The organism is Staphylococcus sp. HMSC036D05 (assembly GCF_001836225.1).
Classification (GTDB): domain Bacteria; phylum Bacillota; class Bacilli; order Staphylococcales; family Staphylococcaceae; genus Staphylococcus; species Staphylococcus caprae.
Genome location: NZ_KV827780.1, coordinates 59,394 through 85,511 on the forward strand (window position 1 = coordinate 59,394; position 26,118 = coordinate 85,511).

At 31.0% G+C, this 26,118-nt stretch carries 32 protein-coding genes; 21 read left to right on the forward strand and 11 right to left on the reverse strand.

Going from position 1 to position 26,118, the window contains the following annotated elements:
• The 6 genes from HMPREF2580_RS11970 to HMPREF2580_RS04255 form a co-directional block, all read left to right on the forward strand.
• A partial coding sequence (locus HMPREF2580_RS11970) for a DUF443 family protein (protein ID WP_141756854.1) occupies positions 1–215 on the forward strand: 215 nt, incomplete at its 5' end.
• A gap of 562 nt (positions 216–777) precedes the next feature.
• The gene (locus HMPREF2580_RS04235) at positions 778–1,053 is read left to right on the forward strand and encodes a TIGR04197 family type VII secretion effector (RefSeq protein ID WP_070830604.1); all 276 of its coding nucleotides are present in this window, start codon (positions 778–780) and stop codon (positions 1,051–1,053) included.
• Between the two features lie 12 nt (positions 1,054–1,065).
• Positions 1,066–1,434 (forward strand): hypothetical protein, encoded by a 369-nt coding sequence (locus HMPREF2580_RS04240; RefSeq protein WP_070830606.1) that lies wholly within the window; start codon positions 1,066–1,068, stop codon positions 1,432–1,434.
• On the forward strand, positions 1,424–3,007 hold the full coding sequence (locus HMPREF2580_RS04245) for a T7SS effector LXG polymorphic toxin (RefSeq protein WP_070830608.1): 1,584 nt from the start codon (positions 1,424–1,426) through the stop codon (positions 3,005–3,007). Before HMPREF2580_RS04240 ends, HMPREF2580_RS04245 begins: the two co-directional genes overlap by 11 nt.
• A gap of 121 nt (positions 3,008–3,128) precedes the next feature.
• Complete coding sequence (locus tag HMPREF2580_RS04250; RefSeq protein ID WP_256326420.1) at positions 3,129–3,713, forward strand: DUF443 family protein; 585 nt, start codon at positions 3,129–3,131, stop codon at positions 3,711–3,713.
• Positions 3,701–4,015, forward strand: coding sequence for a DUF4176 domain-containing protein (locus HMPREF2580_RS04255; protein ID WP_070830611.1), 315 nt, complete (start codon positions 3,701–3,703; stop codon positions 4,013–4,015). The genes HMPREF2580_RS04250 and HMPREF2580_RS04255 overlap by 13 nt, the downstream gene beginning before the upstream one ends.
• 896 nt (positions 4,016–4,911) lie before the next feature.
• Here HMPREF2580_RS04255 and HMPREF2580_RS04260 read toward each other — a convergent pair.
• Positions 4,912–5,562: a YIP1 family protein gene (locus HMPREF2580_RS04260; protein ID WP_002445081.1), complete on the reverse strand. Its 651-nt coding sequence runs from the start codon at positions 5,560–5,562 to the stop codon at positions 4,912–4,914.
• Positions 5,563–5,805: 243 nt separating this feature from the next.
• Between HMPREF2580_RS04260 and HMPREF2580_RS04265 the strand changes: the two genes are divergently transcribed.
• From HMPREF2580_RS04265 to HMPREF2580_RS04290, 6 genes are all read left to right on the forward strand, one after another.
• A complete protein-coding gene (locus HMPREF2580_RS04265) occupies positions 5,806–6,915 on the forward strand; it encodes an efflux RND transporter periplasmic adaptor subunit (RefSeq protein ID WP_002445083.1) in 1,110 nt (369 codons plus the stop codon).
• Positions 6,912–7,598, forward strand: a complete 687-nt coding sequence (locus HMPREF2580_RS04270) for an ABC transporter ATP-binding protein (RefSeq protein WP_002445085.1) — start codon at positions 6,912–6,914, stop codon at positions 7,596–7,598. The genes HMPREF2580_RS04265 and HMPREF2580_RS04270 overlap by 4 nt, the downstream gene beginning before the upstream one ends.
• Complete coding sequence (locus HMPREF2580_RS04275) at positions 7,591–8,793, forward strand: ABC transporter permease (protein ID WP_002445087.1); 1,203 nt, start codon at positions 7,591–7,593, stop codon at positions 8,791–8,793. Before HMPREF2580_RS04270 ends, HMPREF2580_RS04275 begins: the two co-directional genes overlap by 8 nt.
• A gap of 152 nt (positions 8,794–8,945) precedes the next feature.
• Entirely contained in the window at positions 8,946–10,904 is a 1,959-nt protein-coding gene (locus tag HMPREF2580_RS04280; protein WP_070830613.1) for a DUF1430 domain-containing protein, read from the forward strand.
• A gap of 3 nt (positions 10,905–10,907) precedes the next feature.
• The gene (locus HMPREF2580_RS04285) at positions 10,908–11,222 is read left to right on the forward strand and encodes a YxeA family protein (protein WP_070830615.1); all 315 of its coding nucleotides are present in this window, start codon (positions 10,908–10,910) and stop codon (positions 11,220–11,222) included.
• 5 nt (positions 11,223–11,227) lie between these two features.
• The gene (locus HMPREF2580_RS04290; protein WP_070830617.1) at positions 11,228–11,857 is read left to right on the forward strand and encodes a putative bacteriocin export ABC transporter; all 630 of its coding nucleotides are present in this window, start codon (positions 11,228–11,230) and stop codon (positions 11,855–11,857) included.
• Positions 11,858–11,914: 57 nt separating this feature from the next.
• On the opposite strand, the gene HMPREF2580_RS11975 is transcribed toward HMPREF2580_RS04290, so the two are convergent.
• Positions 11,915–12,130, reverse strand: coding sequence for a hypothetical protein (locus HMPREF2580_RS11975; protein ID WP_083321662.1), 216 nt, complete (start codon positions 12,128–12,130; stop codon positions 11,915–11,917).
• Between the two features lie 282 nt (positions 12,131–12,412).
• On the opposite strand from HMPREF2580_RS11975, the gene lip reads away from it, so the two are divergent.
• Positions 12,413–14,533, forward strand: a complete 2,121-nt coding sequence (gene lip, locus HMPREF2580_RS04295; protein WP_070830619.1) for a YSIRK-targeted triacylglycerol lipase — start codon at positions 12,413–12,415, stop codon at positions 14,531–14,533.
• A gap of 87 nt (positions 14,534–14,620) precedes the next feature.
• Here lip and HMPREF2580_RS04300 read toward each other — a convergent pair whose 3' ends face one another.
• The 5 genes from HMPREF2580_RS04300 to HMPREF2580_RS04320 all read right to left on the reverse strand — a co-directional run bounded on the left by HMPREF2580_RS04300 (position 14,621) and on the right by HMPREF2580_RS04320 (position 18,462).
• A complete protein-coding gene (locus HMPREF2580_RS04300; protein ID WP_037541783.1) occupies positions 14,621–14,815 on the reverse strand; it encodes a VraH family peptide resistance protein in 195 nt (64 codons plus the stop codon).
• Positions 14,816–14,857: 42 nt separating this feature from the next.
• Positions 14,858–16,738, reverse strand: coding sequence for an FtsX-like permease family protein (locus tag HMPREF2580_RS04305; protein WP_070830621.1), 1,881 nt, complete (start codon positions 16,736–16,738; stop codon positions 14,858–14,860).
• Entirely contained in the window at positions 16,728–17,486 is a 759-nt protein-coding gene (locus tag HMPREF2580_RS04310) for an ABC transporter ATP-binding protein (protein ID WP_070830623.1), read from the reverse strand. Before HMPREF2580_RS04310 ends, HMPREF2580_RS04305 begins: the two co-directional genes overlap by 11 nt.
• A 162-nt stretch (positions 17,487–17,648) precedes the next feature.
• The gene (locus HMPREF2580_RS04315) at positions 17,649–18,041 is read right to left on the reverse strand and encodes a YxeA family protein (RefSeq protein WP_070830625.1); all 393 of its coding nucleotides are present in this window, start codon (positions 18,039–18,041) and stop codon (positions 17,649–17,651) included.
• A gap of 19 nt (positions 18,042–18,060) precedes the next feature.
• A complete protein-coding gene (locus tag HMPREF2580_RS04320) occupies positions 18,061–18,462 on the reverse strand; it encodes a YxeA family protein (protein WP_070830628.1) in 402 nt (133 codons plus the stop codon).
• Positions 18,463–18,672: 210 nt separating this feature from the next.
• Between HMPREF2580_RS04320 and HMPREF2580_RS04325 the strand changes: the two genes are divergently transcribed.
• From HMPREF2580_RS04325 to lepB, 6 genes are all read left to right on the forward strand, one after another.
• Positions 18,673–18,885, forward strand: a complete 213-nt coding sequence (locus HMPREF2580_RS04325) for a hypothetical protein (protein ID WP_037541784.1) — start codon at positions 18,673–18,675, stop codon at positions 18,883–18,885.
• A 13-nt stretch (positions 18,886–18,898) separates the two neighbouring features.
• A complete protein-coding gene (locus tag HMPREF2580_RS04330; RefSeq protein ID WP_002445099.1) occupies positions 18,899–19,126 on the forward strand; it encodes a hypothetical protein in 228 nt (75 codons plus the stop codon).
• Between the two features lie 210 nt (positions 19,127–19,336).
• Positions 19,337–19,717 carry an LptM family lipoprotein gene (locus HMPREF2580_RS04335; RefSeq protein WP_037541785.1) on the forward strand — a complete coding sequence of 127 codons (381 nt, stop codon included), beginning with the start codon at positions 19,337–19,339 and terminating at the stop codon, positions 19,715–19,717.
• Between the two features lie 14 nt (positions 19,718–19,731).
• Complete coding sequence (locus HMPREF2580_RS04340; protein WP_070830630.1) at positions 19,732–20,388, forward strand: hypothetical protein; 657 nt, start codon at positions 19,732–19,734, stop codon at positions 20,386–20,388.
• A 28-nt stretch (positions 20,389–20,416) separates the two neighbouring features.
• A complete protein-coding gene (locus HMPREF2580_RS12185; RefSeq protein WP_256326421.1) occupies positions 20,417–20,584 on the forward strand; it encodes a VraH family peptide resistance protein in 168 nt (55 codons plus the stop codon).
• Positions 20,585–20,609: 25 nt separating this feature from the next.
• Positions 20,610–21,185, forward strand: coding sequence for a signal peptidase I (gene lepB / locus HMPREF2580_RS04345; protein ID WP_070830632.1), 576 nt, complete (start codon positions 20,610–20,612; stop codon positions 21,183–21,185).
• A gap of 80 nt (positions 21,186–21,265) precedes the next feature.
• Here the strand turns inward: lepB and HMPREF2580_RS04350 are convergent, their stop codons facing one another.
• The 4 genes from HMPREF2580_RS04350 to HMPREF2580_RS04365 all read right to left on the reverse strand — a co-directional run bounded on the left by HMPREF2580_RS04350 (position 21,266) and on the right by HMPREF2580_RS04365 (position 24,844).
• Positions 21,266–22,624, reverse strand: coding sequence for an MFS transporter (locus HMPREF2580_RS04350; protein WP_070830634.1), 1,359 nt, complete (start codon positions 22,622–22,624; stop codon positions 21,266–21,268).
• 456 nt (positions 22,625–23,080) lie between these two features.
• Positions 23,081–23,716 carry an ABC-2 transporter permease gene (locus HMPREF2580_RS04355; protein ID WP_070830636.1) on the reverse strand — a complete coding sequence of 212 codons (636 nt, stop codon included), beginning with the start codon at positions 23,714–23,716 and terminating at the stop codon, positions 23,081–23,083.
• The gene (locus HMPREF2580_RS04360; RefSeq protein WP_070830638.1) at positions 23,716–24,558 is read right to left on the reverse strand and encodes an ABC transporter ATP-binding protein; all 843 of its coding nucleotides are present in this window, start codon (positions 24,556–24,558) and stop codon (positions 23,716–23,718) included. Before HMPREF2580_RS04360 ends, HMPREF2580_RS04355 begins: the two co-directional genes overlap by 1 nt.
• Positions 24,559–24,640: 82 nt before the next feature.
• Entirely contained in the window at positions 24,641–24,844 is a 204-nt protein-coding gene (locus tag HMPREF2580_RS04365) for a helix-turn-helix transcriptional regulator (protein ID WP_002445112.1), read from the reverse strand.
• A gap of 312 nt (positions 24,845–25,156) precedes the next feature.
• Here HMPREF2580_RS04365 and HMPREF2580_RS04370 point away from each other — a divergent pair, with 312 nt between their 5' ends.
• Both HMPREF2580_RS04370 and HMPREF2580_RS04375 read left to right on the forward strand, forming a co-directional pair.
• Positions 25,157–25,357, forward strand: a complete 201-nt coding sequence (locus HMPREF2580_RS04370; protein WP_037541787.1) for a YozE family protein — start codon at positions 25,157–25,159, stop codon at positions 25,355–25,357.
• A 114-nt stretch (positions 25,358–25,471) separates the two neighbouring features.
• The gene (locus HMPREF2580_RS04375; protein ID WP_002445118.1) at positions 25,472–25,723 is read left to right on the forward strand and encodes a helix-turn-helix domain-containing protein; all 252 of its coding nucleotides are present in this window, start codon (positions 25,472–25,474) and stop codon (positions 25,721–25,723) included.
• Positions 25,724–26,118 lie beyond the last annotated feature (395 nt).

Consider the following 26,118-nt stretch of genomic DNA (forward strand, 5'->3'; position numbering starts at 1 on the left):
TAAGACTGATTCCATCATTCAAAAATTTCGTGCTTATGGTATTTTGTTATGTTGTTGCAATTTACTTAATAGTGGGATTATTTTATATGATGGTTATTGATAATATACAAAATATTATGATTTATATTTGCTGGTTAGGAATATTTTTGGCATTTTCATTTATGAATATAGCTTCAATTTCTGATAGAAAAGTGCATGCCAAAATAATGAATTGAATGTGAAAATAATAATCTAAAAAGAATTGTAGAGCTATATAAACTTGAGACGATTAAGTAGACGTTCCTTATTGAGAAGGAGCGTTTTTTTATGCGGGTTGTCTAGAGGGGAGGATAAATATATGGGAATTCAACATGTCGAATAATGATTATTGATGACAACCATAAGAAGGCCGAAACGTTAGTATAGGTATTGCACGTATAAAATAGTATTTAGGTTTTTTATTTTTTACTCATTTGATAAACGCATAATTACACCAATTTTTGACTTAGTCTTTACATACGAATATATAATTTATGATAATTTCGCAATTATGATAACGTCTATTATTGCAATATATACTTAATTACCTTTCTTTGTATAAATTAGTAAGTTAGTTGTTACAAAAATATTTGATACTAGTAACATTATAATAATTTGAAAGGATGATATTTGAATTTTTACGTTAAATATTTATATATAACTATAAATGTTGAGTAATCATTGGTAAAATAAATTATAAATAATTATAAATAATATCTGGTAATTCTACCTAAATATTTAAGGGATGTGAATGATGATATGAGTCAAGTTAAGAGTGATACTAGTAAAACAAGTAAAATTTTCTCAACCTTACAAAGTGCAATAAATGAATGTGAAAGTGTATCTGACCCTTCAAAAGATGAGAGCACAACAGTAAGCGGAAATAAAGATGCACATAGTGCAATAGATAATTTAATGAAGATGAATCAATCTGTTACCAAAACTATTGAAAAAGCTAGTAAAAATATCCAGAATGTTGGAGATGTATTTGAACAAACAGATCAAGCTATAGGTAATGACATTTCTAGAAACTAAAGGAGTAAATCAATGACGAGTAAAGTGGATGAATTTAATCATTTGATTGTGGAGAAAAAGGAACAAGTGGATAATCTTTTAGTTGAAAAAAAACATGTTAATGATTTAATGAATGAATATCAAGATATGATACAGACTACTGAAAAATTAAATCGTCATTTGGTAGAAAGATACTATGAAAGTCGTATGTTGAGTAGTATTGAGCAAAATAGCGATATCTTCCGACATGGTCAACAACAAGCGTTGAATGCATTACAAGATCAACAAAGTAAAATTGATAAAGATATACAATATTTAAATAGAGATATTACTGAGATTGAAAGAAAAAGAAACATAGAATTACAAATTGAACATGAGAGGGGGAAAATTAATGAGCATTGATATGTATGTGGGGAAATCTAAAAGTCAGGCGTCTGATGTTGCTAGTAAAGTTAAATCTATAACAAGTGGCTATGATAGTTTGCAAAAAGGTATCATGCAGTTTGTTAGTGAAGATGAATTACGAGGAAAAGCTTATGATTCAGGGAAACAATTCTTTTCTTCAGTTATAGCACCATTAACTGTAAGTATTAAAACTTTAGGAGATTTAACTGAACAAGCATGTAAAGAGTTCGTTGAAAAATATCAATCTGATGTAGATAGCCAAAGTTTAAAAGAATCGGAATTAGAGGAAGACATTCGAGAATTAGAACAACAAATCAGCAGATTAGAAGAATTGAATGCTTCTTTGAAACATAAATCTTCTCAAAATAAAGGTTTATTGTCAGGGAATAAACAAATGATAGGGAGTTTAGAGGAACAGAAAAAGGAATTAGAAGAAAAATTACATAAACTAAGACAGTTCAACCAAACGTCACCTAATATATTTAAAGAAGTTGAATCTTTCCAAAAAAACGTTCAGCAAGGTATCAATCAAGCTAAAACTGCTTGGGATCCAGGCAAACAATCATTTAATATCCCATCTGGTAAGCAGATGGAGTGGGCTAAGGTAAGCCAACAAAAAGCTTTAGATGTACGAATGAAAAAAATTAATCAGAAAGCTAAAGATGGGAAGAAATTGAATAAGGATGATATATTCACAATCATTACTTATCAACAACAAAAGCAATCGAGACTATTACCCAAAAGTATTCAGAAATATATGGATGAAAATGCCAGTGATATTTCTAAAGATTTAACAGTAGATGGTTCAACAAAACTCATGGAAGAATATGGTAAATACTTATCTAAAAATCCTGATCTATCAATCAATGGAAAGATGATTAAAGAATACGGTGTAGGATTTGCTAAAGCAGGTAAATATGGCGGTAGCACCATGGGAGCATTGAATTTTGGAGTAGGAATGTATACAGATATAACAGAAGACAATAAAACAGCTGGACAAGCTTTTGCACATAATGGTCTAACGGCAGGAGTGGGTGCTGGAGCCGGTCTTGTAGCGACGGTGGCACTTGCTTCTACACCCCCTGGGCTTATATTAGTAGGGAGTATAGCCGCGGTTACATTAGCAACATATGGCGTTGAACTGGCTTATAAAAATAATTTTCTTGGATTAAAAGATGGAACTGATTGGGTGGGAGAAAATATATTCGACCCTACGTTTAATTGGATTGGTAATAAATGGAAAGCCAACTATACTTTCCAAAAAAATATGATAAGTGGAGGTTATAATATAGTTAAAAATGAAGGAAGAAAAATCATGAAAAATAATGTTGTACCTACTTTTGCAAAAGAGACAGGTAAAGTTATATCTAAAACAAATGAAATTCAAAAAAATACAGAATCTACTATAAAAGAATATAGAACTAATGCCAATAAAGTTTTTGAAAAAACGGATAGGAAAGTAAATGAAGTATCTGATTCATTTAAAACAACTTCTCATCATATACAAAATCAAGTTGGGCAATCACTTAATAAAGTAAAAAGTTCACTAAATCCAATGAAAGGATGGTAGTGGGTTTGGAAAATTATAATTTTATGTTAAAGGAGAAGGAGCAACCATCAAAACAATAACTATAGAGACTATCGAAAAAAACAGTAAATATAAATTAATACACTATAAGGATAAGACCTACATTATAGACATTAATGGAAATAAATTAACTTATTTATTTCCATTGATGAATTACGTAACTAAACGACAATTAATCGAAGTAGATAAGGAAGAATTAAGCAATATTAAAACGGCTTACATAAATAATGATAAAAAAAATAAAACTAACGCTTTAGGATTTATAGGTACTGGTATAGGTTTATTGTTTGCTACATTGACAAAACCACTATTAGATTATTTAAATTTTACAGCAAGTTTTTTGATTAATATTATTTTAATAATAATTGCAATAACCCCTCTAATAGTAATTAAGATATTTGTGGACAAAAATAAGAAAGATAAATTAGGGGTTAAGTTAAATGGGCATAGGCTAAGGGCATTTGTTCTTCCTAATGTTAAAGAGATATTTAAAAATGTTGTTATAAACATTGTAATAAGTTTTGTTTTTATTGCATTAGTTTTGGGAGTAATAATAGAAAAACAATTAAATATTATATATTATTTATGTATGATGATGGTACTGTCTTGTATTTTATTCCAAAATGTTTTTCTTTATGCACAAACTGAAATTAAAGGGAAGATTGGTGGTATTAAATGGAAACAATAGGCAGTATTATATATTTAAAAGAAGGCTCGCAAAAATTAATGATTATTAATCGAGGTCCCATTGTGGAAATAGATAACCAAAAATATATATTTGATTATTCCGCGTGTAAGTATCCTGTAGGTGTTGTAGAAGATCAAATATATTACTTTAATGAGGAAAACATTGATACAGTTATTTTTAAAGGATATTCTGATCAAGATGAAACAAGGTTTCAAGAATTATTTGAAGATATGAAAAAGGATTTAGATTCCGATATTCAAAGAGGTTCAGTAAAATTACAAGATAGTTTTGGCCTAAATTAATTATATTGAGTAATATTAATTTTAAGATAAGGTCAGTGAAGCCTTTGCTAGACTTTTTTAAGAAGAGCTACAATTATTTCTAAAAAGTATTTAAACCAAGAAATAGGTTTAAACGAGCAATTAAAGAAGTAATTGAAAATAAAGAGAAGTTTTTTTTTCATAAAAAAGCCTTAGAAATTATAATAAAATTAAGAATATATATCTTTTAATCTAATAGGAGTTTGGGACATAGTTCCCAAACTCTTTTTTACACTTGCTGAATATTTTTATGTCTTGGACAGAAATGACGTACTATAAGAAAGCGCATACTAATTTTTTAGTAAGTTAGGGGTTTTATAAAAAAGGAACAAGAAACATACATTAAAGAAAATATCTATTTCTTTTTCGATTTATGTTGTTTTACTCCAAAAATGAAGGTTGGCATCATTATAGAACAAACAAGACATAACCAAAATATAATCTTTAAAAATATAGTTAGAACCATTGATTTCACCTTCTTTGATTTAATAATGAGAATTAAATAGTTTATCTCAAAAATTGTACTTTATTATAGTCTGTATTTGCGAAGGTTTATTTTCTATATAGGTTAAATGACAAAGCTTTTAGTTTGATTAAAATCTTATGTTGGAGCGTTATTTACATAATTAGTTACAAATGACTTAATCTAATTAATAAAATTATACTAATCATAACCCATATTTTAGGATTTCATAAAAACTCATGTATTAATGATTGTGAGAAAATATAAATGTTGCCATACATAAAAAGTATTATCGAAGTTAAATTTTTCTTCTATTTTTTCTTTTTCTCATTCAAACTAATAATAATTGGTATCATACCACAACAAATGATTATCAATAATATTAATCCTGAGTTCATTTTTGTACCTCTTGTGATTATTTAGTGTTCATATTTGGCATTGATTGACCAGAAGCTCCACTTATTAATCCAAATCCAACTAATAAAACTAAAGCAACGATGCCTAATATGATTGATGTTTTCTTGGATAAACGACTTGTTGAATAGTAGACTACACCTGTTAAAAATGCTTTTAATACATTAGTTAAACTAATAGCCATAAGGTACTTATTATCTTTAGCAAAGATATTTAAGCTGTCTAATTTATATTCAAAAATACTTAATCCAAATAATGCTTGAATAATAGTGATAATAAGTGAGAAAGTATCAATGATAATCGCGTATGAAAGTGCAGCAGAAAAAATACTACTACCTTTAGCATCAGATTTAAATATTTTAGAAATAACTAAGAAAATCACAAAAATTATTGCTGTATTAAAAAGAATACCGAAGAAACCGGTGAATAATGAAATTATCAAGTATAATCCTGAATTCATTTGACCGTTAGATTGTGATATTACAGTATCTTTCGTAGCCAAGTAACTTACGAATGCAGTTATTAATGCTAAAACTATTAGAATTAATAACTTCACTAACCACTTTGGATTTTCTCTTAATTTACTAAAGTGACTTACAAATGGAACGCTTGAATTCTCTAGTTGGTTATTTTCAATGTTTTGATTTTCCATATTATGTATATCTCCTTTGTTTAATTGTGATAGTAAAAGGTTAACATTTTATTCTATTTAATAAAATACGCAATTTAAATTTTTGATTAAAATTACTTGTGAGTACTAAATCATTTTAACTAAATAATGTTTTTTTAATTTTAACTATTCTAAGATTTTGTAAATTTCTCTTAAATAAAATATTACTAATATTACGAGTATGTTATCATTCCAATTGTAATTAATTATTAAGGAGAAATAGATATGAAAAAGAAAACATTGTGGATCATCATAGGAATTGCAATCATCCTATTATTAATTATCGCTGCTTTTATCGTGAAACAAGTGAATGGTTCAGGTAAAAAAGACAGTGAAGGTTACGATACATATACAGTTAAAAAAGAAACACCTATCAGTTTGGAGGGGAAAGCTTCTCCTAAATCTGTAAAAACATACAACAATAACAGTTCAATTGGAACATTTTTAAGTGCATCTGTAGATGATGGACAGAAGGTTAAACAAGGGGATCGTTTAATCAATTATGATACGAATGCTAGTAAACGTGAACAATTAGCCAATAAAGTGAATCAAGCACAAAGCCAAGTGAATGATGATTATCAAAAGATTAATCAAAGTCCGAATAATAGCCAATTACAATCTAAGCTTACGCAAGACCAAAGTTCATTAAATGAGGCTCAACAATCACTTGCACAACACGACAGACAAGTGAATGACAGTATGTATGCTACTTTCGATGGTAAAGTAAATATGAAAAATGATTCAGATGTCGGCGATGGACAACCGATTTTACAGTTGATTTCAGATAACCCTCAAATCAATGCGACTGTTACAGAATTTGATATTAATAAAATCAAAGAAGGCGATAAAGTCGATGTCACTGTAAATAGTACCGGTAAAAAAGGCGAAGGTAAGATTCTAAAAATTGATGAACTTCCTACAAGTTTTGATGCTGGCAGTGAGAGCGAGGCTTCTGGTGGTGCTCAAGCAGGTGGTGAAGAAGGTGAAGGCGCTCAAGCTTCTAATCCAACTGTAAACAATCCTTCAGGAGGTAAAGATGGCGACACATCTAAATATAAAGTTGTTATTGGAGATTTAGATATTCCTGTAAGATCAGGTTTCTCTATGGATGCGAAGATTCCTTTAAATACTAAGAAATTACCTAATAATGTGCTAACAAAAGATAATAATGTATTTGTCGTTGATAAAGACCACAAAGTGCATAAACGTGATATCAAAATTGAACGTAATAATGGACAAATCATTGTTAAGAAAGGCTTAAAATCAGGCGATAAAGTGATTAAAAACCCTAAAGGTAATTTAAATGATGGAGAAAAAGTTGAGGTGTCATCATGATTGAGTTGAAGAAAGTCAATCGACATTTCAAAAATGGTAATGAATCCAATCATATTTTAAAGGATATTGATATTCATATTGATGAAGGGGAATTTATCGCTATTATGGGACCTTCAGGTTCAGGTAAGAGTACGCTCATCAATATTTTAGGGTTTATCGATCGCGGATATGAAGGGGAATACCTTTTCAATAATGAAAATTATCAAAAAAGTTCAGACAACAAGTTAGCTGAAATTCGAAATCATACTGTAGGGTTTGTCTTTCAAAACTTCAAGTTAATTCAAAATAATACTATTCTTGAGAATGTTAGTATCCCTCTTATTTATAACGGAATGGGTAGTAAAGAGCGTAAAGATAAAGTTTTAGACGGTCTTCAAGACGTCGGTCTAAAAGGTAAAGAAGATTTATTACCGAATAAGTTGTCGGGCGGCCAACAACAACGTGTGGCTATTGCCCGGGCAATTATTAATAATCCTAAATTTGTTATTGCCGATGAACCGACAGGCGCGCTCGATTCTAAGACGTCTCAAGATATTATGGACCTCTTTGTCAAATTAAATAAAGAAAAGAAAACAACCATGATTATGGTGACACACGACCGTGACGTCGCAGATAAAGCTGACCGTATTATCCATATTCTTGATGGACGTGTGCAAGAGGAAGAGGTGTTAACGCATGAATAACTTTTCTAATGTTATTGCAGTTGCCTTTCGCTCGATCCTTAAGAACAAACGTCGTAATATCTTCACAATGATTGGTATCATCATTGGTATCGCAGCTGTGATTACCATTATGTCTCTTGGTAATGGTTTTAAGAAATCTACGAATGAACAATTTGATGAAGCCGGTGCAGGTAAAGATCAGGCTTCGATTTCATTTATGACTGAAAATATGGACGCACCAAAAAACAATCCGTTTAAACAAGAAGATATCAGTGTGGTGGAACAAATTAACGGTGTTAAAAGTGCTAAAGTAAAAGATAGTGAAGATAGTACATATTCCGCTAAAATTACGAATACGCATGGTAGCGGTGATACAAGTCTGAAAAAAGTCAATGAATTAACTGATCCAGAGAAAGGTAAGGGATTCACTAAAGATGATAATGACACAGAAGAGAAAGTAGCTGTTATTGATAGTAAAATAGCTAAAAAAGTGTTCAATAATCATGCGTTAGGTAAGTCCCTCTATATCAACGGTGAAGGATTTAAAGTTGTGGGAGTATCTGAAAGTTCAGGGATGGACGCCGGAGGTATGGGAATGCCTGAAGAATCTACAGTGCAACTCCCTACAAAGACATTTAATAAATATATGGGAAATTTAACTCAAGGTATGCCTCAATTATTAGTATCTGTTGAAAAAGGCGCTGATAAAAAAGAGATAGGTAAAAAAGTTGAAAAAGAGTTAAATAAAAAAGGTACTGGCACATCTGAAGGTCAATATAGTTATCAAGATAACGAAGCAATGATGAAAGGTATTGGTAAAGTCTTAGATACCATTACTTACTTTGTTGCAGCTGTGGCAGGTATTTCCCTGTTTATTGCTGGTATAGGTGTTATGAACGTGATGTACATTTCAGTTACTGAGCGTACTGAAGAAATTGCGATTCGACGTGCATTTGGTGCAAAAGGTCGAGATATCGAAATACAATTCTTAGTCGAAAGTGTTGTACTATGTCTTATTGGCGGTATTATCGGTCTGATACTCGGAATTATCATTGCGACACTCATAGATGCAGTGACGCCAGAGATGGTTAAGAGCTCCGTCAGTCTAGGTTCCGTCATTTTAGCAGTAGGCGTATCGACCCTCATCGGAATCGTCTTCGGTTGGATACCGGCACGTGCTGCTTCTAAGAAAGAATTAATTGATATTATTAAGTAATTTTAAGCGAGATTCTCGCTAATATTTAAAAAAAATACCCCACCTGTTACATTGCAGGGGGGTTTTATAATGGAAGTATAATATTGACTATTATCAGAAAATTCTGTAATTTAATTTTAAGGATTTGGCTAACTATTAAGGTGAGGTGGGATATGAAAATTTTTAAAACAGCATTAGATTTTCTTACATTATCAATCTTAACCACGTTATTCATTTTGTTTTGCCTGAGAGAAAATGAAGAATTAATCCCTAATAGTAAGTATATTGTAGCAATCAGTGAATGGAATCATAAAATTTCTAAAAAAGAGATTCTTGAAAGTATAAATACCATTGCTAAAAAAGAGAATATATCAATTTACAAATCTGTTTCTACTTTTGAAGACAAAAATAAGAAAGGTATTTATATATTTAACGAGAAAAGCGATAACAACCTCAAATATGTAGTTAGTAGTCCTAAAATTAATAAAATGAGCTATGAAGAATTCTTAATAAAAGATATTAGAGGTAAATATTTTGTTACAGAAAAGCACTTTGACAAAGCATATTTAGTGAAATCATTATCCAATAAAGGTTTAAAGGTTGAATTATTTAAAGTGAATAGATGGATACTATTTTTAGAAACTGTAAACAATCATTTTCTATTAATTCCAATTGTCTCAATCATCGTGATTTACTTGCTTTATTATGTTCACGAAAAGAATAAGAAGTTCAAAGAAATATCTATTAAAACTTTAAATGGCTATTCTTTTTTATCTATTATTTTCGAAAAACTATATATAAGGATAGCTTATTGGCTCATGCTTTATGTAATTCAATTTTTATGTGCTCTAATAGCTATGTATTTTATGGATCTAAATAATAATTATTTATTATTCATACAAAGGCTTTTAATCGTATTCATATCATTCACGCTAATAATTACTTTTATGAATCTTTTAACATACACTATGTTATGTAAATTAGATATTGCTTCAATGATTAAAGGTAACGACCATTTTAAACTGATTCGTCTTATCGCTACGGGCTCGAAATGTATTATATTATTTTTACTAACTGTATTAATCATTCAAAATTTATCAACTTTTAATGAGTTAAGTAAAATTAATGATTCTAAAAAGTATTGGAGTCAATTGAAAGATTATTACACCATTGAACTTGAGCCTATTAAAACGGATGAAGAAGAAGTAAAAATAAAGGCTCATGGCTTTCATCAATTTATCAAAGATAGCGAAAGTAAGAACAATGCTATTTTGATAAGAAGTAACAATATTTATAACCCACAAATTCATAATTATAATCCTTATAGTGGGAATATTTTATATGTTAATCAGAAATTTTTAGAATTATACGGTAAAAACATCTTTGCGATACAAACATTACAGGATAAAGCTCAGTCTATTGAAGTCATGTTACCCAAAGCACAATCAAATGTATTTAATAAGATTAAAGACGAATTTATAGAGTGGAGTTATTTTCAGAATGAATTTAAAAGAAAATTAAACGTAGAGGTAACGAGTTCTAAAGATAATAATAATATTTTTTCTTATGATAATCGAACAGAAAATAGTTATAAGTTTTTAAAGTCACCAGCAATTGTGTTATTAAATTCAAAGGATTTAGCTGATGATTTTTATTATGCTAGTCTCTCGCAAGGTGCATATTTATTTAAGAACTATGCAGATATTGAAGAAAGTTTAAATCGATTGCATTTAAAGGATTATGTTAGTGGTATCACAAGTTATACAGATAGTATTGAACAAAACTTAAGGGAAACGAATATAAAATTAATTATAGTCACATTCTCAGGTTTGTTATTAATTATCGTCGGTATGATTACCATCATTTTTGATATTCAATATTACTTTGAACAAAACAAAAAAGATTTACTTATCAAACGTTTATATGGTTTTAATGTATTTAAAACAAACTTTAATTATATTTCATTAAATCTTTTAATTACCTGGATTATAGGGGCCACATGTTATTTTTATATGAAGAATATGTGGGTGATATACATTTTTATCGTAATAACAATGATTCAACTGTTAATTCAATGTCTACAAATTGTCAGTCTCAATCAATCATTCACCAAAAAGATATTGGAGTTGTAAGCTATGAAAAAATTACTAACATTATTTATATCTCTCATTTTAATCATACTTATGTGTTTTATTCTAATTAGAAATTCTTTTCTAGATAGATTTAATCCTTTAATCAAGATGGAATATTCTTATGCAAAGGTGCCAAAAGATACGCAAAAATATGAAGACATCATTATCTATGATGATAAAGGTAGCAAACTTGATTATACGCTTACCTTTAAAGGATATGATTCTAGTCAAATTTACGTAAAGATTCTGCATAAAGGATACTATGTTAAACAAATAGAATATGTAAATAAAAATGAATTTCCTAAGAATATAAGGTGAGTGACATGATTAAATTAGAAAATTTAAATGTTACAAAAGACCGTCAACAGATATTTAAGGATTTAAATATGGAATTTGAAAGAGGTAAATCTTATGCACTTATAGGAAAAAGTGGGTCTGGTAAGTCTACATTACTCAATATTATTGCTGGATTAGAGAGGTCCAAAAAACATAATATTTATATTGAAGGGAAAAAAGAAAGGTTCCGAACGTCTTTTTATAGATATAAATTAGGATATCTATTTCAAAATTACGGTTTGATTGAAACACAATCTATTGATGATAATTTAGAAATAGGATTAAAATTTCATCACTTATCTAAAAAAGAAAAGAAGGAATTAAAAGCGTTTTATTTAAAAGAATTTGAAATTACTGAGGATCTTAAAAGAAAGATACATACACTTAGTGGTGGAGAACAACAACGCATTGCTTTAATCAGGTTAATTCTAAAAAATCCTAAAATTATTCTAGCAGATGAGCCGACTGGTTCACTAGATGCTAAAAATGGACAAAAAATAATTAAAGCGCTCCTCAGTTTAAAAACTAAAGAGCGCGTCATTATAATAGCTACACATGATCACTTCATAGCAGAACAATGCGATGAAATAATAAATATAGAAGATTATAGAGTTTAACGAAGAGAAACTGGAAAGTTGTTAATTTAATTGAGACTTTCCAGTTTTTAATTTGTCTTATTTTGAAACGATACAATATGTAAGTCCAGTTAAAGTCAATGTAAGAATAATTGTCAAAACCAATGTAGTAATTATTCTTTCTACAAGAGAGACATGGCGTAATCCTATAAAAACTGTAACAGTAAAGAACACAAAGGCACAGATTAAGTATAGGATAAACGCAATCAATACGAATGTATTAGGGCTGTCTAAGAATTGTTGATAGTTCTCCATTGATATAACCTCGCAAATGTTGACCTTTATATAATATATCAAAAAGTAGTATGTGTATCGAATAAAAATTGATAAAGATATAACTGTTTATTCTTCGACAAAAAATACATATTTAATATTTTAAATGAAAACAAAAAATTTAACACTAAATCTCAAAAACATAAAATTAACTAAATTTTAATAAAAATAGTTAAATAATTTAAAGAATTCTATGTTATTGTGAAAATAGCAGTTATATTTTTCAATCTTTATAAAGGAAAAAACTTATAGAGGTGATTATTTTTGGAAAATTACAAAGAAAAAAACAGATTTAGTATCAGAAAGTACGCAGTCGGAGCAATATCAATTATTACGGGTGTAGCAATTTTTATTGGGGGACATCAAGCACAAGCTGCTGAAGATACGCATCAAAACGTTGATAAGCCTACGCAAACTCAAGAATTAACGCAAAGTGTTCAAAAAGAAAATCAATCAACTGAAGCTTCGGAGTCTTCTACTGAAAAGACACAAGTACAATCTCCAAATCAACAGGCTCAAGTTACTACGAAACATAATGATGAACAGATGAAAGAAGCTTCAAATCAAAATCTTAATGAAGCGGACAATCCTAAACAAATCGATTCTAAAAAAGAAGAGCCAGCTACTCATCAAGACGCCGTTCCGTCTAAAAAAACTGATGATGCTACGCATCAAAAAGAGCCATCTACAAATCATCAATCCCAAGAACCACCTGAAAATGAATATTCAGTTCAAAAGAATGTAAGTGATAACACAGAATCAAATAAAAATAACCAAGATTCACAAACACAACAAGCAACGAATTCAGGTAAAAATACATATTCTAAAGAGCCTGAACAAAGTCAAGATACAACTCAACAAAAAGCAAAAGAACAAGAATCTCAAAATGATTCTAAGAAAAAAGAAAAACAAGTTGATAAAGGTGAAAAACAGCCATCACAAAATTTACAACAATCAGCCGAAAATAACGAATCAAAAGTAGACAAGCCTAAAAAAGGTGAACAAATTCAAACGAAATCCTCAAATACGAACCACAATTCACTGAACCAAAATAAAGAGAAAGAAAAACATCAACAAACGATCCAATCAACAAACAACAAAGAAGAAATTCCAAAACCATCTAAACAAACTACAAAAGCTAACAAAAAATCAGCTTCACAATCTTCACAATCATTACAATCAAAACAATCTAATAAACTTCCTAAAAAAGCTGCTCAAGCTCAATATAAAAATCAATATCCAGTCATATTCGTACATGGGTTTGTTGGTTTAGTTGGAGAAGATTCATTTGATTTATATCCAAATTATTGGGGCGGCAAAAAATATAATGTAAAAGAAAAATTGACAGAACAAGGCTATCGTGTTCATGAAGCCAATGTCGGCGCATTTAGTAGTAACTATGATCGTGCAGTAGAACTATATTACTATATTAAAGGCGGTCGCGTTGATTATGGCGCAGCTCATGCCGCTAAATATGGTCACAATCGTTATGGAAGAACTTACAAAGGTATTATTCCTGATTGGGAACCCGGCAAGAAAGTTCATCTCGTTGGCCATAGTATGGGTGGACAGACGATTCGTTTGATGGAACACTTTTTAAGAAATGGGAATCAAGAAGAAATAGATTACCAACGTGAGCATGGAGGAACGGTATCTGATCTGTTCAAAGGTGGAAAAGATAATATGATATCTTCCATTACCACTCTTGGGACACCACATAATGGTACGCCTGCTGCAGATAAACTAGGCACACGCAAATTTGTCAAAAACACAATTAATCGTATAGGACGTATTGGTGGTAGTAAAGCACTCAATTTAAACCTAGGATTCGCTCAATGGGGCTTCAAACAAAAGCCTAATGAAAGTTACGCGGAATATGCCAAACGTATTGCTAATAGTAAAGTTTGGGATACTGAAGACCAAGCGATTACTGATTTAACTAGTCCAGGAGCAGAAAAGTTAAATCAAATGACGACACTCAATCCTAATATTGTATATACGTCTTATACTGGTGCTGCGACACATACAGGACCTCTCGGAAATGAAGTACCTAACGTAAGACAATTCTTCTTGTTCGATTTAACAAGTCGTGTAATTGGTAGTGATGAAAATAAAGATCGCAGAGTTAACGATGGTATTGTACCTGTGACATCTTCACTACATCCTACTAACCAAGCATTTAAAAAGGTAGGATTAATGAATCCAGCGACAGATAAAGGAATTTGGCAAGTAAGACCGGTACAATATAATTGGGACCATTTAGACTTCGTAGGTTTAGATGATACCGATTATAAACGCGATGGAAAAGAACTAGGTGAGTTCTATCAAAGTTTGATTAATAATATGATGAGAGTCGAAGAAAAAGACGGCGTAGCTAAAAAATAAATATAGTCGCTATGTAAAAAATTTACCCTCATAGATAGAGGTCTAAATGACTTCTTCTATGAGGGTTTTCTAGTTCAAACTCTACAATTATTTATTTTCTTTTTCTTCACGACGTTTCAAATAATACGCGCCACCTAATAACCCGATAGGTACACCTGCGATTGGTGTAATGATATTACTTAAAATGAATACAGCAGCAACTAATACTAGAATATTGAACCAATTAATAGTTAAGTTTTTTAAATCCTCATATGATTGTTTGATTAAATCTTTAATTTTCATTATAAATACCATCCTTTTTAATAAATTTTTTGAAAAATCATTTTAAATTGAGCGCTTAATGACACGATTTGAGTGAATAAATGCTATAAGTGCAAAGATAAGATAAACGACTGCGTAAGCAATCATTACTATGAATATCGGCATCATTGTTACATTGCCCATAATCTTCATAAAGGCAAGTGATGCAAATAGTGCATGTAGTAAAGCAACTATTAAAGGCAATCCGAAGTTGAATAGAATTTTGAGTAATAAGCCTTTAGACATGTCAGAATTTGTGAATCCGATGCGTCGAAGTATTTTAAAGTTATCAATTTCATCTTCAGTTTCATCCATTTGTTTAATGTAAATAATACATCCAGCAGCGATTAGGAATGCTAATCCTAAGAATGAAGTTACAAATATGAGAATACCATTTGATGCATCTATTATTTTTTTCAATTCATCTTTAGAAACAACATTTGGATCAACTTTCGACGCGATGTGTTTAGCTTTTTTCATATCGCTAGGATGTTTAATGTTAAATCCATAAACTCGCACAGTATTTTTATCAGTTTTTAATGAGTTGTATACTTTAGGGCTTACTTCCACCATAGGAGCAGCATATGAAAGTTCAGATGGGTAAACTTTGGAATCATCTTTATCAGTTACTTTCACAGTTTCTTTAGACTTACCTTTAACTGTGATTTGTTTATTCATGTTAAATTTCATTATTCCGAGAGCGGTTTTTGTATTTGTTAATCGAGCGTCATTACCTTTAAGATGTTTATTAACAATCATTGACGTATTCTCTGAAATACTCTCAGAATCATTTTGGAAAGTCATTACTTCGTCTTTTACTGTTTTAGGATTAATAGACTCATAAGTAATTTTATTATGCTTAATATTATTTTTATCTAATTGTTGTTCAAATTTATGAGCTTGTTTACCTTTTGAAAAGTCAAAATCTTGTGGTGTTGATGATTCAATATTATAATCCGAATTTGCTTTGGTAATAGCCGCAAAACAAAGAATCGTCACTGTAATTGCTGAAATAATTGCGATTACTGTTAATGACATCGCATTTTTCTTCATTCTGTGCATGATAGATGAGGTGCAGACCACATCCGTAATAGAGACACGTCCATTTTTAGCACGTTTAATTGATTTAAATATGAGTGAAACAGAACTTCTAAAGAATAAGTATGCACCGACAATAGTTAGGAATAATATGATGAATGGTGAAATCATTGCCATGGTTAAAGGGTTAAATACGCCGAACATCTCAGTCGCCATATAGTATCCGAAAGCTATCATTAGAATTCCTAACACGCCACCAATGATTTCGAGTACGGTGATGCGCGCTTTAGTCGCTTCTGTCTGAGAACTATCCTTCATCATTGTTAAGATGCTTCTTCTTTTAAGGAAAAGGAAATTCTGAATAAGTATTAATACAAAAGCGATGACTAACATCACGATTGTGACAAGTAATGCCTGTGGTTCGAAACCAATTGAAAGGTGAACCTTTAACTTCATTAAATTTGAAGCGATGGCAAGCAAGAGTTGTGAACCAAAAATTCCAATGATTACGCCAAGAATGCCTGTTACTACAAATATGGCAAATTGTTCAATGCTTAACATTCTTAGAATGTTGCTTCTTGTTAATCCGATAAGTTGGAAAAGTGCAAACTCTTTCGTACGTCTCTTAATAAATAAGTGATTCGCATACATTAAGAAAATGATAATGATGATGAATAGAATAGTTGAGCCAACACTTGAACCTTTTTGAATTATTTTGAGAGAATTTGAATTATTGATACTGTGTGAATACTTTAAAGTTGTGAAACTAAAGTAAAGTACGATACTTAATAATAAAGAAAATAGGAACATGCCATAATGTTTAATATTTTGTCTTAAGTTCTTAAGTGTGATTTGATTAAACGTCATGAGTGACACCACCTAATGCCGATTGCAGTTTGATGATTTCTTGATAGAAGTCTTGTTTAGAATCTTCTCCTTGGTAAATTTCAGAGTGAATATCACCATCTTTCAACATAATGACTCTTTCAGCAAAACTTGCTGCTGAAGGATCGTGAGTGACCATGATAATGGTTGAATTAAACTGCTTATTCATATCTTCTAAACGATTAAGTAAATCTTGTGCGCTTTTAGAATCTAGGGCCCCTGTAGGCTCATCGGCAAAGATGATTGTCGGTTTATGAACGAATGCACGTGCTGCTGCCGTACGTTGTTGTTGACCGCCAGAAATTTCGCTAGGATATTTATTTCCCAGGTCATAAATGCCAAGTGCTCCTGTGACTTCTTTGTAATTTTGCTCCATTTCATATTTTTGAACTTTCTGAACTGAAAGTGGAAGCATGATATTTTCCTTAACGGTCAGAGTTGGCAACACACTGTAATCTTGGAAAATGAATCCGAGTTGTTTTTTACGAAAATTCGCAAGTTGTTTATTACTGAGTTTATTAATTTCATTGCCGTCAACTTCTACAGTACCCCCGGAAATAGTATCGATTGAACTGAGTACGTTGAGTAAGGTCGTCTTACCTGAACCAGAAGGTCCCATGATAGCGACGAATTCTCCTTTTTCTACCGAGAAACTGATATCTTTAAGTGCTTGATACTTTTGTTTATCACCATAGACCTTAGATAGATTGTTAACTTTTAAAATTGACATCTTTTTCACTCCTCAAGTTGTTTATACTTAAATTGTAGAATCTTAGCGTCATCACTGCCTTTATCTAACCTTACAAAATCGCTGTCTAAACTTACATGTATGTAAGATTAGTAAGATTTTGCAAAATAAAAACCACAATCCATTAAAAAGATTGTGGAAAATTTAATTTAAATTTTTATTCGCATTTTTTGGGATATCATTTGTCTTAACTTCCGAATAATTCAAAACTTGTCCTTGTTTCATTGTAAGTTTGAGATAATGATTGGTTTTTAACTTCTTAGTAGCCGTATAAGTAATTTTCTTACCATCACCTTGTTCATCATAGCCTACTGTCTTGTAAGTGTAATTGTAGAAATCTTTATCTAATTTTTCTTTATTTACAGGTTGATTCGTTTTAACAAAATACGCTTCTTTAGGAATCATTGGATTATATTTATTCAAGTCTTGTACTACGGAATCGTTTGGATGATGTTCCCCGTAAATTTTCCCTACTAACATGAGGGCGCCAATAACAAGAATAAAAACGCCCAGTGTTATTAATAGTTTCTTTAACATATGTGTAATCACTCTCCATTTATTTTTCTAATTTACTCATCGCTTTCTTAGGGATATTGTCTTTTTTAACTTCTTCATAACTTTTCACTGTGTCTAATTTTTCTTTAATTTTTAAATAGTGATTTGGTTTGAGTTTTTTCATTCCCATATATGTGATTTTTTTACTATTACCATTATCATCATAGCCAGTTGTTTTATAGATGTGGCTTTCATCTTCATAATCCTTAGGGTTATGTTTCATTGGTTTAGTCGTTTTCACATAATATTCTTTTGTGGGTTCGAATGGGTTAGCCATATTTAAACTTTTAATATCTTTATTATTTGGGTGATGATCACCATAAACTTTTAATCCGAAAAGTAATCCTATTATTAATAAAATAATGACTATTATAGTGGTTAATGAAATTTTTAAAGCTTTCATGAAACTTTCACTCCTTTAATTTGTTTACAATTTAATTGTAGGAGCTTTGTTGGTAAGGTGCCTTTATCTAATCTTACAAATTGGCTTTTCAAACTTACACGGTTGAAAGTTTTGAAAAATAAGACGCCCGGAATACTTAATAAGAAAATTTTTATTGTACATAGAGTTTGTTATGCTACAAGTAACATATATTATTGTAGGGGGTTCAGGATGTCGTTTTTAATTGTTCTAATCGTTGGGACTATATTAGGAATCTATTTTTATAAACGTGAAGAACCAATGCACGTTAGCAGTTGGATTAAAGGTATTTTAGTTATTGTAGCAGTACTATTGATAGTGGATTTTATAAATCATTTTGATCAAATTAAAGATGGTTTTCTAAATGGATCAAAAGATATAGATAAGAATAGTCCATTTGAATAGGAGAGGTTAGAGTATGAAAATTGCATGGATTTTATGGTGGATTGCCACGATTTTCTGGGGAGTCGTCGCGATAGGCCTACTCGTATTTACATTAATGAATGGATTGAATAGTGGAATAGAATGGTATAAATTCACTTTTGTCATGATAGGGATATTTTTAGTGCCAATCATCTGCCAAGTAGTGTGGTTAATTATCAATCTTATTGTGAGTAAAAATTTTAAGGAAAGTCAATATAATTAAATTTCTAGTGTTGAGAATCATTGAAAGATGAAATCTCAACACTTTTTATATGAATTTTTAAAAGTGATTTGTATTACATAATTAATTTATGAGATGATGAAGTTAATCAACATTATAAAGCATTAAGTTTATTTAAATCTTAATAGAATTTTAAAAAATGATTGTTATAATTCATATGAAACTTTGAATCATTGGTAAAGGAGTATGTTTATGAAAAGGTTAATACTATTAGTAAGTGTATTAGGTTTATCTTTTATTTTAACAGCGTGTGGGGGTTCTGGAGAGCAAAAAGAGCCGTCGAAAGAAAGTCAGAAATCTGATAAATATGAATACGAATATTATGAAGTATTGAATGATGGTAAAGAAGAAACTCCTAATGTCGAGATTAAATATAAAGATAAAAATGGAAATTCACATTTAGAAAGAACGGATTTAAAACATGTTTATGAACACATTCTAAGTGATGGTAATAAAAAGCCATACATTGTTAAAGATGGTAGTAAGGTACACGTTTATCGTCCACCATATATGATGTACGGCGATGATGATGTTGAAGGTAAAGCAGTTTCAAAAGATGAAGTATCTAAATAAGAAAAGGTGAGTAGATGAAACGTAAAATATTTAAATTTATAAGTTTAATGATTGTGATTACTACAGCCTCACTTGGTATGTTATCGACAGAATTAGATGCTGCAACATCAGGAGGGTCTAGTGGCTCTAGCTCAAGTAGTTCAAGCAGTAGTTCATCGAGTGCGTCTTCGTCGGCTTCAAGAGGCTCAACATCATCAAGTTCATCAATGAGTCGTTCAAGTGCAGCGAATGCATCTCGGACTGCTCAACAATCGAGCCAACGTGCAGCGCAACAGGCAGCCAGATCAAGTAGTATGAAATCTAGTGCAAATGCTTCAAAGTATAGACAGAGTACTCAAAATATGAGATCACAGTCTCGTTCATTGATGGCTCCAAGACGTCCGTATAGTTCTGGCGCGCCTTATACATCACAATATATGGCGACTTCTTACTATAATAATTGGTTATATTTCTATATCATTGCATCTTCATCTCATGATCAACAGGCGAAGAAAGATAGTGTGAGATACCAAATGAATATGTTAAAACAGCAGATGAAATCAAATGAAAAGTTATATACGGTGACTGTTCAAACTAAAAAGGGTAAACGTGTTATTGTGGTACCTAAAAAGCAATACGATAAAATTAAGACAGGTAAGAATGTAAAAATTAAAAATGGTATAGTACAATAATGAACATTAAAGGAGAATTAAATCTTTGATGAAAGCATTTATTGATAAAGAAAAGAAGAGCGGATACCTGGGTATCTTATTTACACTCGTATTTGGTTTCGTGTTCAGTACAATGTTCACACCATTTATCGGCATCCCTGCAGCTTTATTGGCTGGTTATATCATTCATAATGCTGAAGATGCGGAAGAAGAATAATTTAGAGAATCAAGGAGTCTAAATCATGAAAAAAGAGATATTAGAATGGATTATTGCTATCGCTGTTGCGCTTATCATTGTAGGTTTAGTACAGAAATTCCTGTTTACTTCCTATACCGTCTCAGGGGAGTCTATGCATCCTACTTTTGAAGATAGAGATAAAGTTATGGTGAGTCGAATTTCTAAAACATTAAACCATATTAATTCAGGTGATGTAGTCATTTTCCATGCGACAAAGAAAGATGACTATATTAAACGTTTAATCGGTAAACCCGGAGATACAGTTGAGTATAAGAAAGACCAATTGTATTTAAATAATAAGAAGGTTTCAGAACCTTATTTAAATTACAATAAGAAACATAAAGTTAATGAGTATTTAACTGAGAACTTTAAATCGAAGAACCTTAAAGGCGCCAATGGACATATGAAAATTCCTAAAGATAAATATTTAGTCTTAGGTGATAACCGACAAAACAGTATTGATAGCCGTTATGATGTGGGCTTAATCGATAAAGATCAACTTGTTGGTAAAGTATTATTTAGATATTGGCCGTTGAATCAATGGAAAGGTGGATTTAATCCAGGTACTTTCCCTAATTAATATAAATATGCCTCTTAGCAATGTAGACTACCCTCAACTCAGGGAGGTCTTGCTAAGAGGCTTTTTTAAATGGTTATCCTCTATTCGTCTTCTACATTCTTACCAACAGCTTCCCATCTCAAAGCGGTCGTGATAATTAAACCAACGAGCGGTACGATAGCTAGAATTAACATAGTATTAGTTAAACCTACAGCTGCAAGTATGATTGGGAATACGAATGTTCCGATAATACTACCCGTACGACTCACAGATTCTACGAAACCGGTAGCTTGCGAACGTAAATATGTAGGAAATGATAAAGCAGCAATCGTCTTACCTTGTGTACCCGGACCACCAGAGTGCCCGAATAAGAATAGAGCGATGAAGAACGTGTTAATGATCATTGGTAAGCTGTGATAGAACACGCCTGTCATGACCATTGCAATCAAGACGAGACTGAAACCAATCATGGTTAAGCGACGTGTGCCCACTTTGTAAGTGAGTTGCGATCCTACGTAAGCTCCGATAATACCTGCTATGTTAACGATGGCTGTTCCTAGTAAGACGCCCAATTTATCTTTACTTATAATGTAAGTTGCAATAATTGGTATGTATAATCCCACGCCATAGTATTGCATCCCTTGCAATGTGGAAATTGAAGTGGCTAAGACAATTCTTTTTAAATATTTAGGCTTAAATAGTTCAGTTGTTGATGGTTTTGAAGATTTATTTTCGGAAAATGAAGTTCCGTTATCTTCTAACTTAAGATTTACATCATAATTATTTCTTACATATTTAGTAGCTTCTTCTAATGAATGATGATTAATGATCCATGTGGGACTCTCTTTCAAATATTTGATACGTAAAATGTAAAGCACGAGAGCAATGAATGCACCAAAGCCTACTGCAAATCTCCATAAATGTTCGCCTGTACCCATAACAAAGAATGCAATAACCACAAGTGCAGATACGACAATCGCTACGTACCAAACAACTTGCCAGTAGTTGACGTTACGGCCTTTCTGCCATTTATTACTGATTTCTGCGATAAAAGTGAAGGCAACAGGACTGTCCATACCGATAGCGAAGCCCATAATGAAGCGGCATGTAAGTAAAATAAAGAGATTTGGAGCAAGTGATGCACCTAAAGAAGTAATCACGAGAATAAGTAAAGATACGGATAAAATACGTTTACGACCAAATTTATGTGCGAGGGAGCCACCGAGAATTGCACCAAAAAGTGCCCCGATAGGTAAAGAGGTCATGACAACTGAAAGCATTGTTGGAGACAAATGAAATTGTTTCGTGAGTTGATCGGTCATAGTTCCTAGAATTGTGATGTCATAAGCATCTAAAAAGATCGTTCCCAATATCATGAAAAGTAGAATTTTAGATGTGTGTTTCTGATCTGCATGATCAATAATTCTAAATAAATCATTTTTAGATTTTACGATTTCCATATTATCATTCCCTTACATTTTTTGTCTTTTTAAGCGTAATTGAGTGTCATTAAGTTAAAATTAACCTAAGTTTAAAATTTTATTAACATTACTCACACAATCAATTAAAAATTGTGGATAACTTTATGGATAGATATTGCATAACCCACATTTATCAACGTTTAAAGGTAAATTAGGAGTTATCCACATAATATGATAAGGTGTTGATAATTTCCAGAATTGTGCGAAAAATACATCAAATGTCTATTCAAAACTAAGAAATGAAGAATGGATCCAGGGCGTATTCTTAGATAGTTATGTTTATGATTTATTCAAGAAAGAGTATCTACAATTAAAAAGAGAGGGTCATTAAAAAAAGACAGGATTAGTACACCCTGTCTTTTTAGTAATTTAGAATTGAATGAGGAATCATTTTATTTAGTTATTGTGTGAACGAAATTTTCATATTTATTGAAATTAAAGTTCTTTCTTATTAAAGATACTTATAGATAATTTATAGGTTAAAGCAAAAGTTGCTAATCCTAAAATGCCAAAGACAACGAACACAAGTAAACTTCTTGTATTACTTAACATTTCTACCATTGAATTATCATAATGTGCGGCTATAATAACTGCAAGGATATAGAAAATGAAGTATATGATAATCATAAAGAAGACAGTTACCATGATGATTGTGTTGGAATTTTCAGGACCAAATTTGAATGTTAATGGGAACATGGCGGAATAAATACCAGTACATCCAAGAGAAACAAGTGCGGAAATCAACGCCATATTGAAACTATGTGTAATGATTAATACAATCGGAAAACTAACCACCAATGCAATGATTATGACAATACAAAAAAGAAAATAGTAGCTCTTAACATAATCAGATCGTTTTATAGGTAGTGTAGAAACGTAATTCATCCATTTAGAATCTTTTTCTCGTTTAAAGTTATCTGCAATTGAAGAGATTAATAATGCAATTAAAATAAAACCGCTCATAGGTGGGCTTGCAAAAGTCATTACTACTGTAGCAATGATTCCAATAATTAAATAAGTAATTAATGGTTTCTTTGTTTCATAGAGAGTACTTAATATTAAACCTTTCATTATTTGTCACCTCGCATAACAATTTTAGTAGCATCATCAATATTGTTGATTTGTTTAGCTCCAGGCACTTCTTGATAATTGTTTACTAAGCTTATTCTGTTATGGTTGCGTTCTCTTGATGCGACCAGATATTCATTACAAATATTAAATGATTCCACTGGTTGCTCTACAATTCCATAATTTTTAAGTAATTCTTCTTTGTTTTCTTTTAAAATGATTTCCCCGTCTCTCATAAATACTAATTTATTTGCGAGTTGTTCGATATCTTCTGAAATATGTGATGAAATTAATATTCCATTACCTTCATTTATATAATCTTCAAGAATTTCAATCACTTGTTCTCGACCTGAAACATCCATTCCAGCAGTTGCTTCATCAAGAATAAGTAATTTAGAATCATGAGCCATCGCTATTGATAAAGCCGTCTTCATTCTCATGCCTCGTGAAAAGGTATTAACTTTATTCTGCGTTGGTAATTCAAATTCTTTAATTAGTGAAAAGAATTTCTCGCTATTCCAAGTGCGATATATATTTGCAAACACTTTATCTATAGATGTGAGCGTTAATTTATTAGGTACTCTTAAATCATCAAAGACGACGCCAATGTGCTCTTTATATGTATTATCTTCTTCGACAACTTCTTCGTCGAAAAAGCTGATTTTACCATTATCTTTATGTCTATTTCCTACAATTGTATTAATGAGTGTAGACTTACCTGAACCGTTCTTACCGATTAAACCGACAACTTCCCCAGGCTTAATTGAGAAAGAAATGTTTGAAAGATGAAACTTTGACTGATTATAAGACTTATTTAGATGATTAATTTCTAAAAGCTTTTCCATTCATATTTCCCCCTTATTAAATAACAATTTAACTGTGTTTATAGAAACGAATAAGTTTAGAAAAATAAGTATCTTCCTACTTTCATAAGTCTCCCTCCTCAATAATAAAAATATTTTCTACTGGTTCGTTAAAAATTTTGGCTATTTTTATAGCGGTTAAAATAGATGGAGTGAAATCATTACGCTCAATTAATGAGACAGTTTGTCTGGAAATGCCTGCTTTTTTAGCAAGTTGTGTCTGGTTATATCCGTCTCTTGCACGTAATTCTTTAAGTCGATTTCGCAATTTCTATCAACTCCTTACACACATAACATATATTACTTTTGTCATTTTGACAAGTATATTAGTCAAAATGACGTAAATGAATGTCAAAAATCTTCAAATAAGTTTAGTCAAATGTAGAGTAGCTTATCTAGAAAGTGGAATGATAAAAGATTAAAACGCTGGTTATAGAAGTGTTCTTAAATTAAATTAACCGATGAATCATTTGTAATTTGAGGCTATCTCATTATTTAGATAAATTAAAACAAATGTATTTTGGAAATGTATATATTTTGTTAATATATCTATTGTTATGAAATCCGGGAGGTGCAAGTGGTGAGTTTTTATAACTTCATGAAAAACTATGAAGGTGAGAAGAGTCATTTTGGTGACTTATTTGAAGGTATGAAAGATATCGATTTTCCTAAAGATGTCTCTAGTCCTAGAGATATTATTGATAGATTTCAACATTGGCTTGAAGAACCGAGCTTACATGATACGATTCATCAAGCTATTGAGTCATATGAGCAACAGTAACAATTTTAATCGTAACTTATATTTATCATACGGGCTAACATTCCATCATTAGAACGCTAATGTAAGGAAAAAAGCGTCAACATTAATATAAAAGACTTTCAGGGAGTGTTGATCATGAACAATTTACACAATATTAGAGTGAAAAATAACTTAGAAATTAAAGAGCTTGTAGAAGACATAAATAAAAAATTTGGTACTCAATATGAAGTGCATCATATTTGGGAATGGGAAAATGGTGAAAATGAACCCAAAATGGAAGATGCACTTGTGTTAGGTAAATATTTTGATGTTCCACACCAAGAATTTCTAGATAGCGAAATGAAAAAGTTAAAAGATTCATTTGATGATGTATCCATCAATAAATAATTAAACAAATATAAAGGAAAGTAAGTATCCCTCTCAATTCATAATAAGAATCAAAAAAATTATTTCTCACCTTTGTATTCATAACATCGTAAAGGAAACCGAGACGAAGTAGTTATATCAGTGATTAACAATGCGGTCAGTCTACCCGGCCTATTTAAACTGAACTATTTCATCTTGGTTTCCTCTTTTTATATCATTTTCAATCAATTAAATATCAATGTCCTCATCCACTCGATTTCAAATCTCATCGTCAAAGGGTCAGTCTAAATGTGAATCATCACATGATTAGGTATAGATTAAACACAATTATTTGTCGATACATGTGTTGTCTCTGGAAAAATTAATTATAATTTTGTACTATTGTCAGTAATGAGTGGGCACGTGCTAAGTATGAT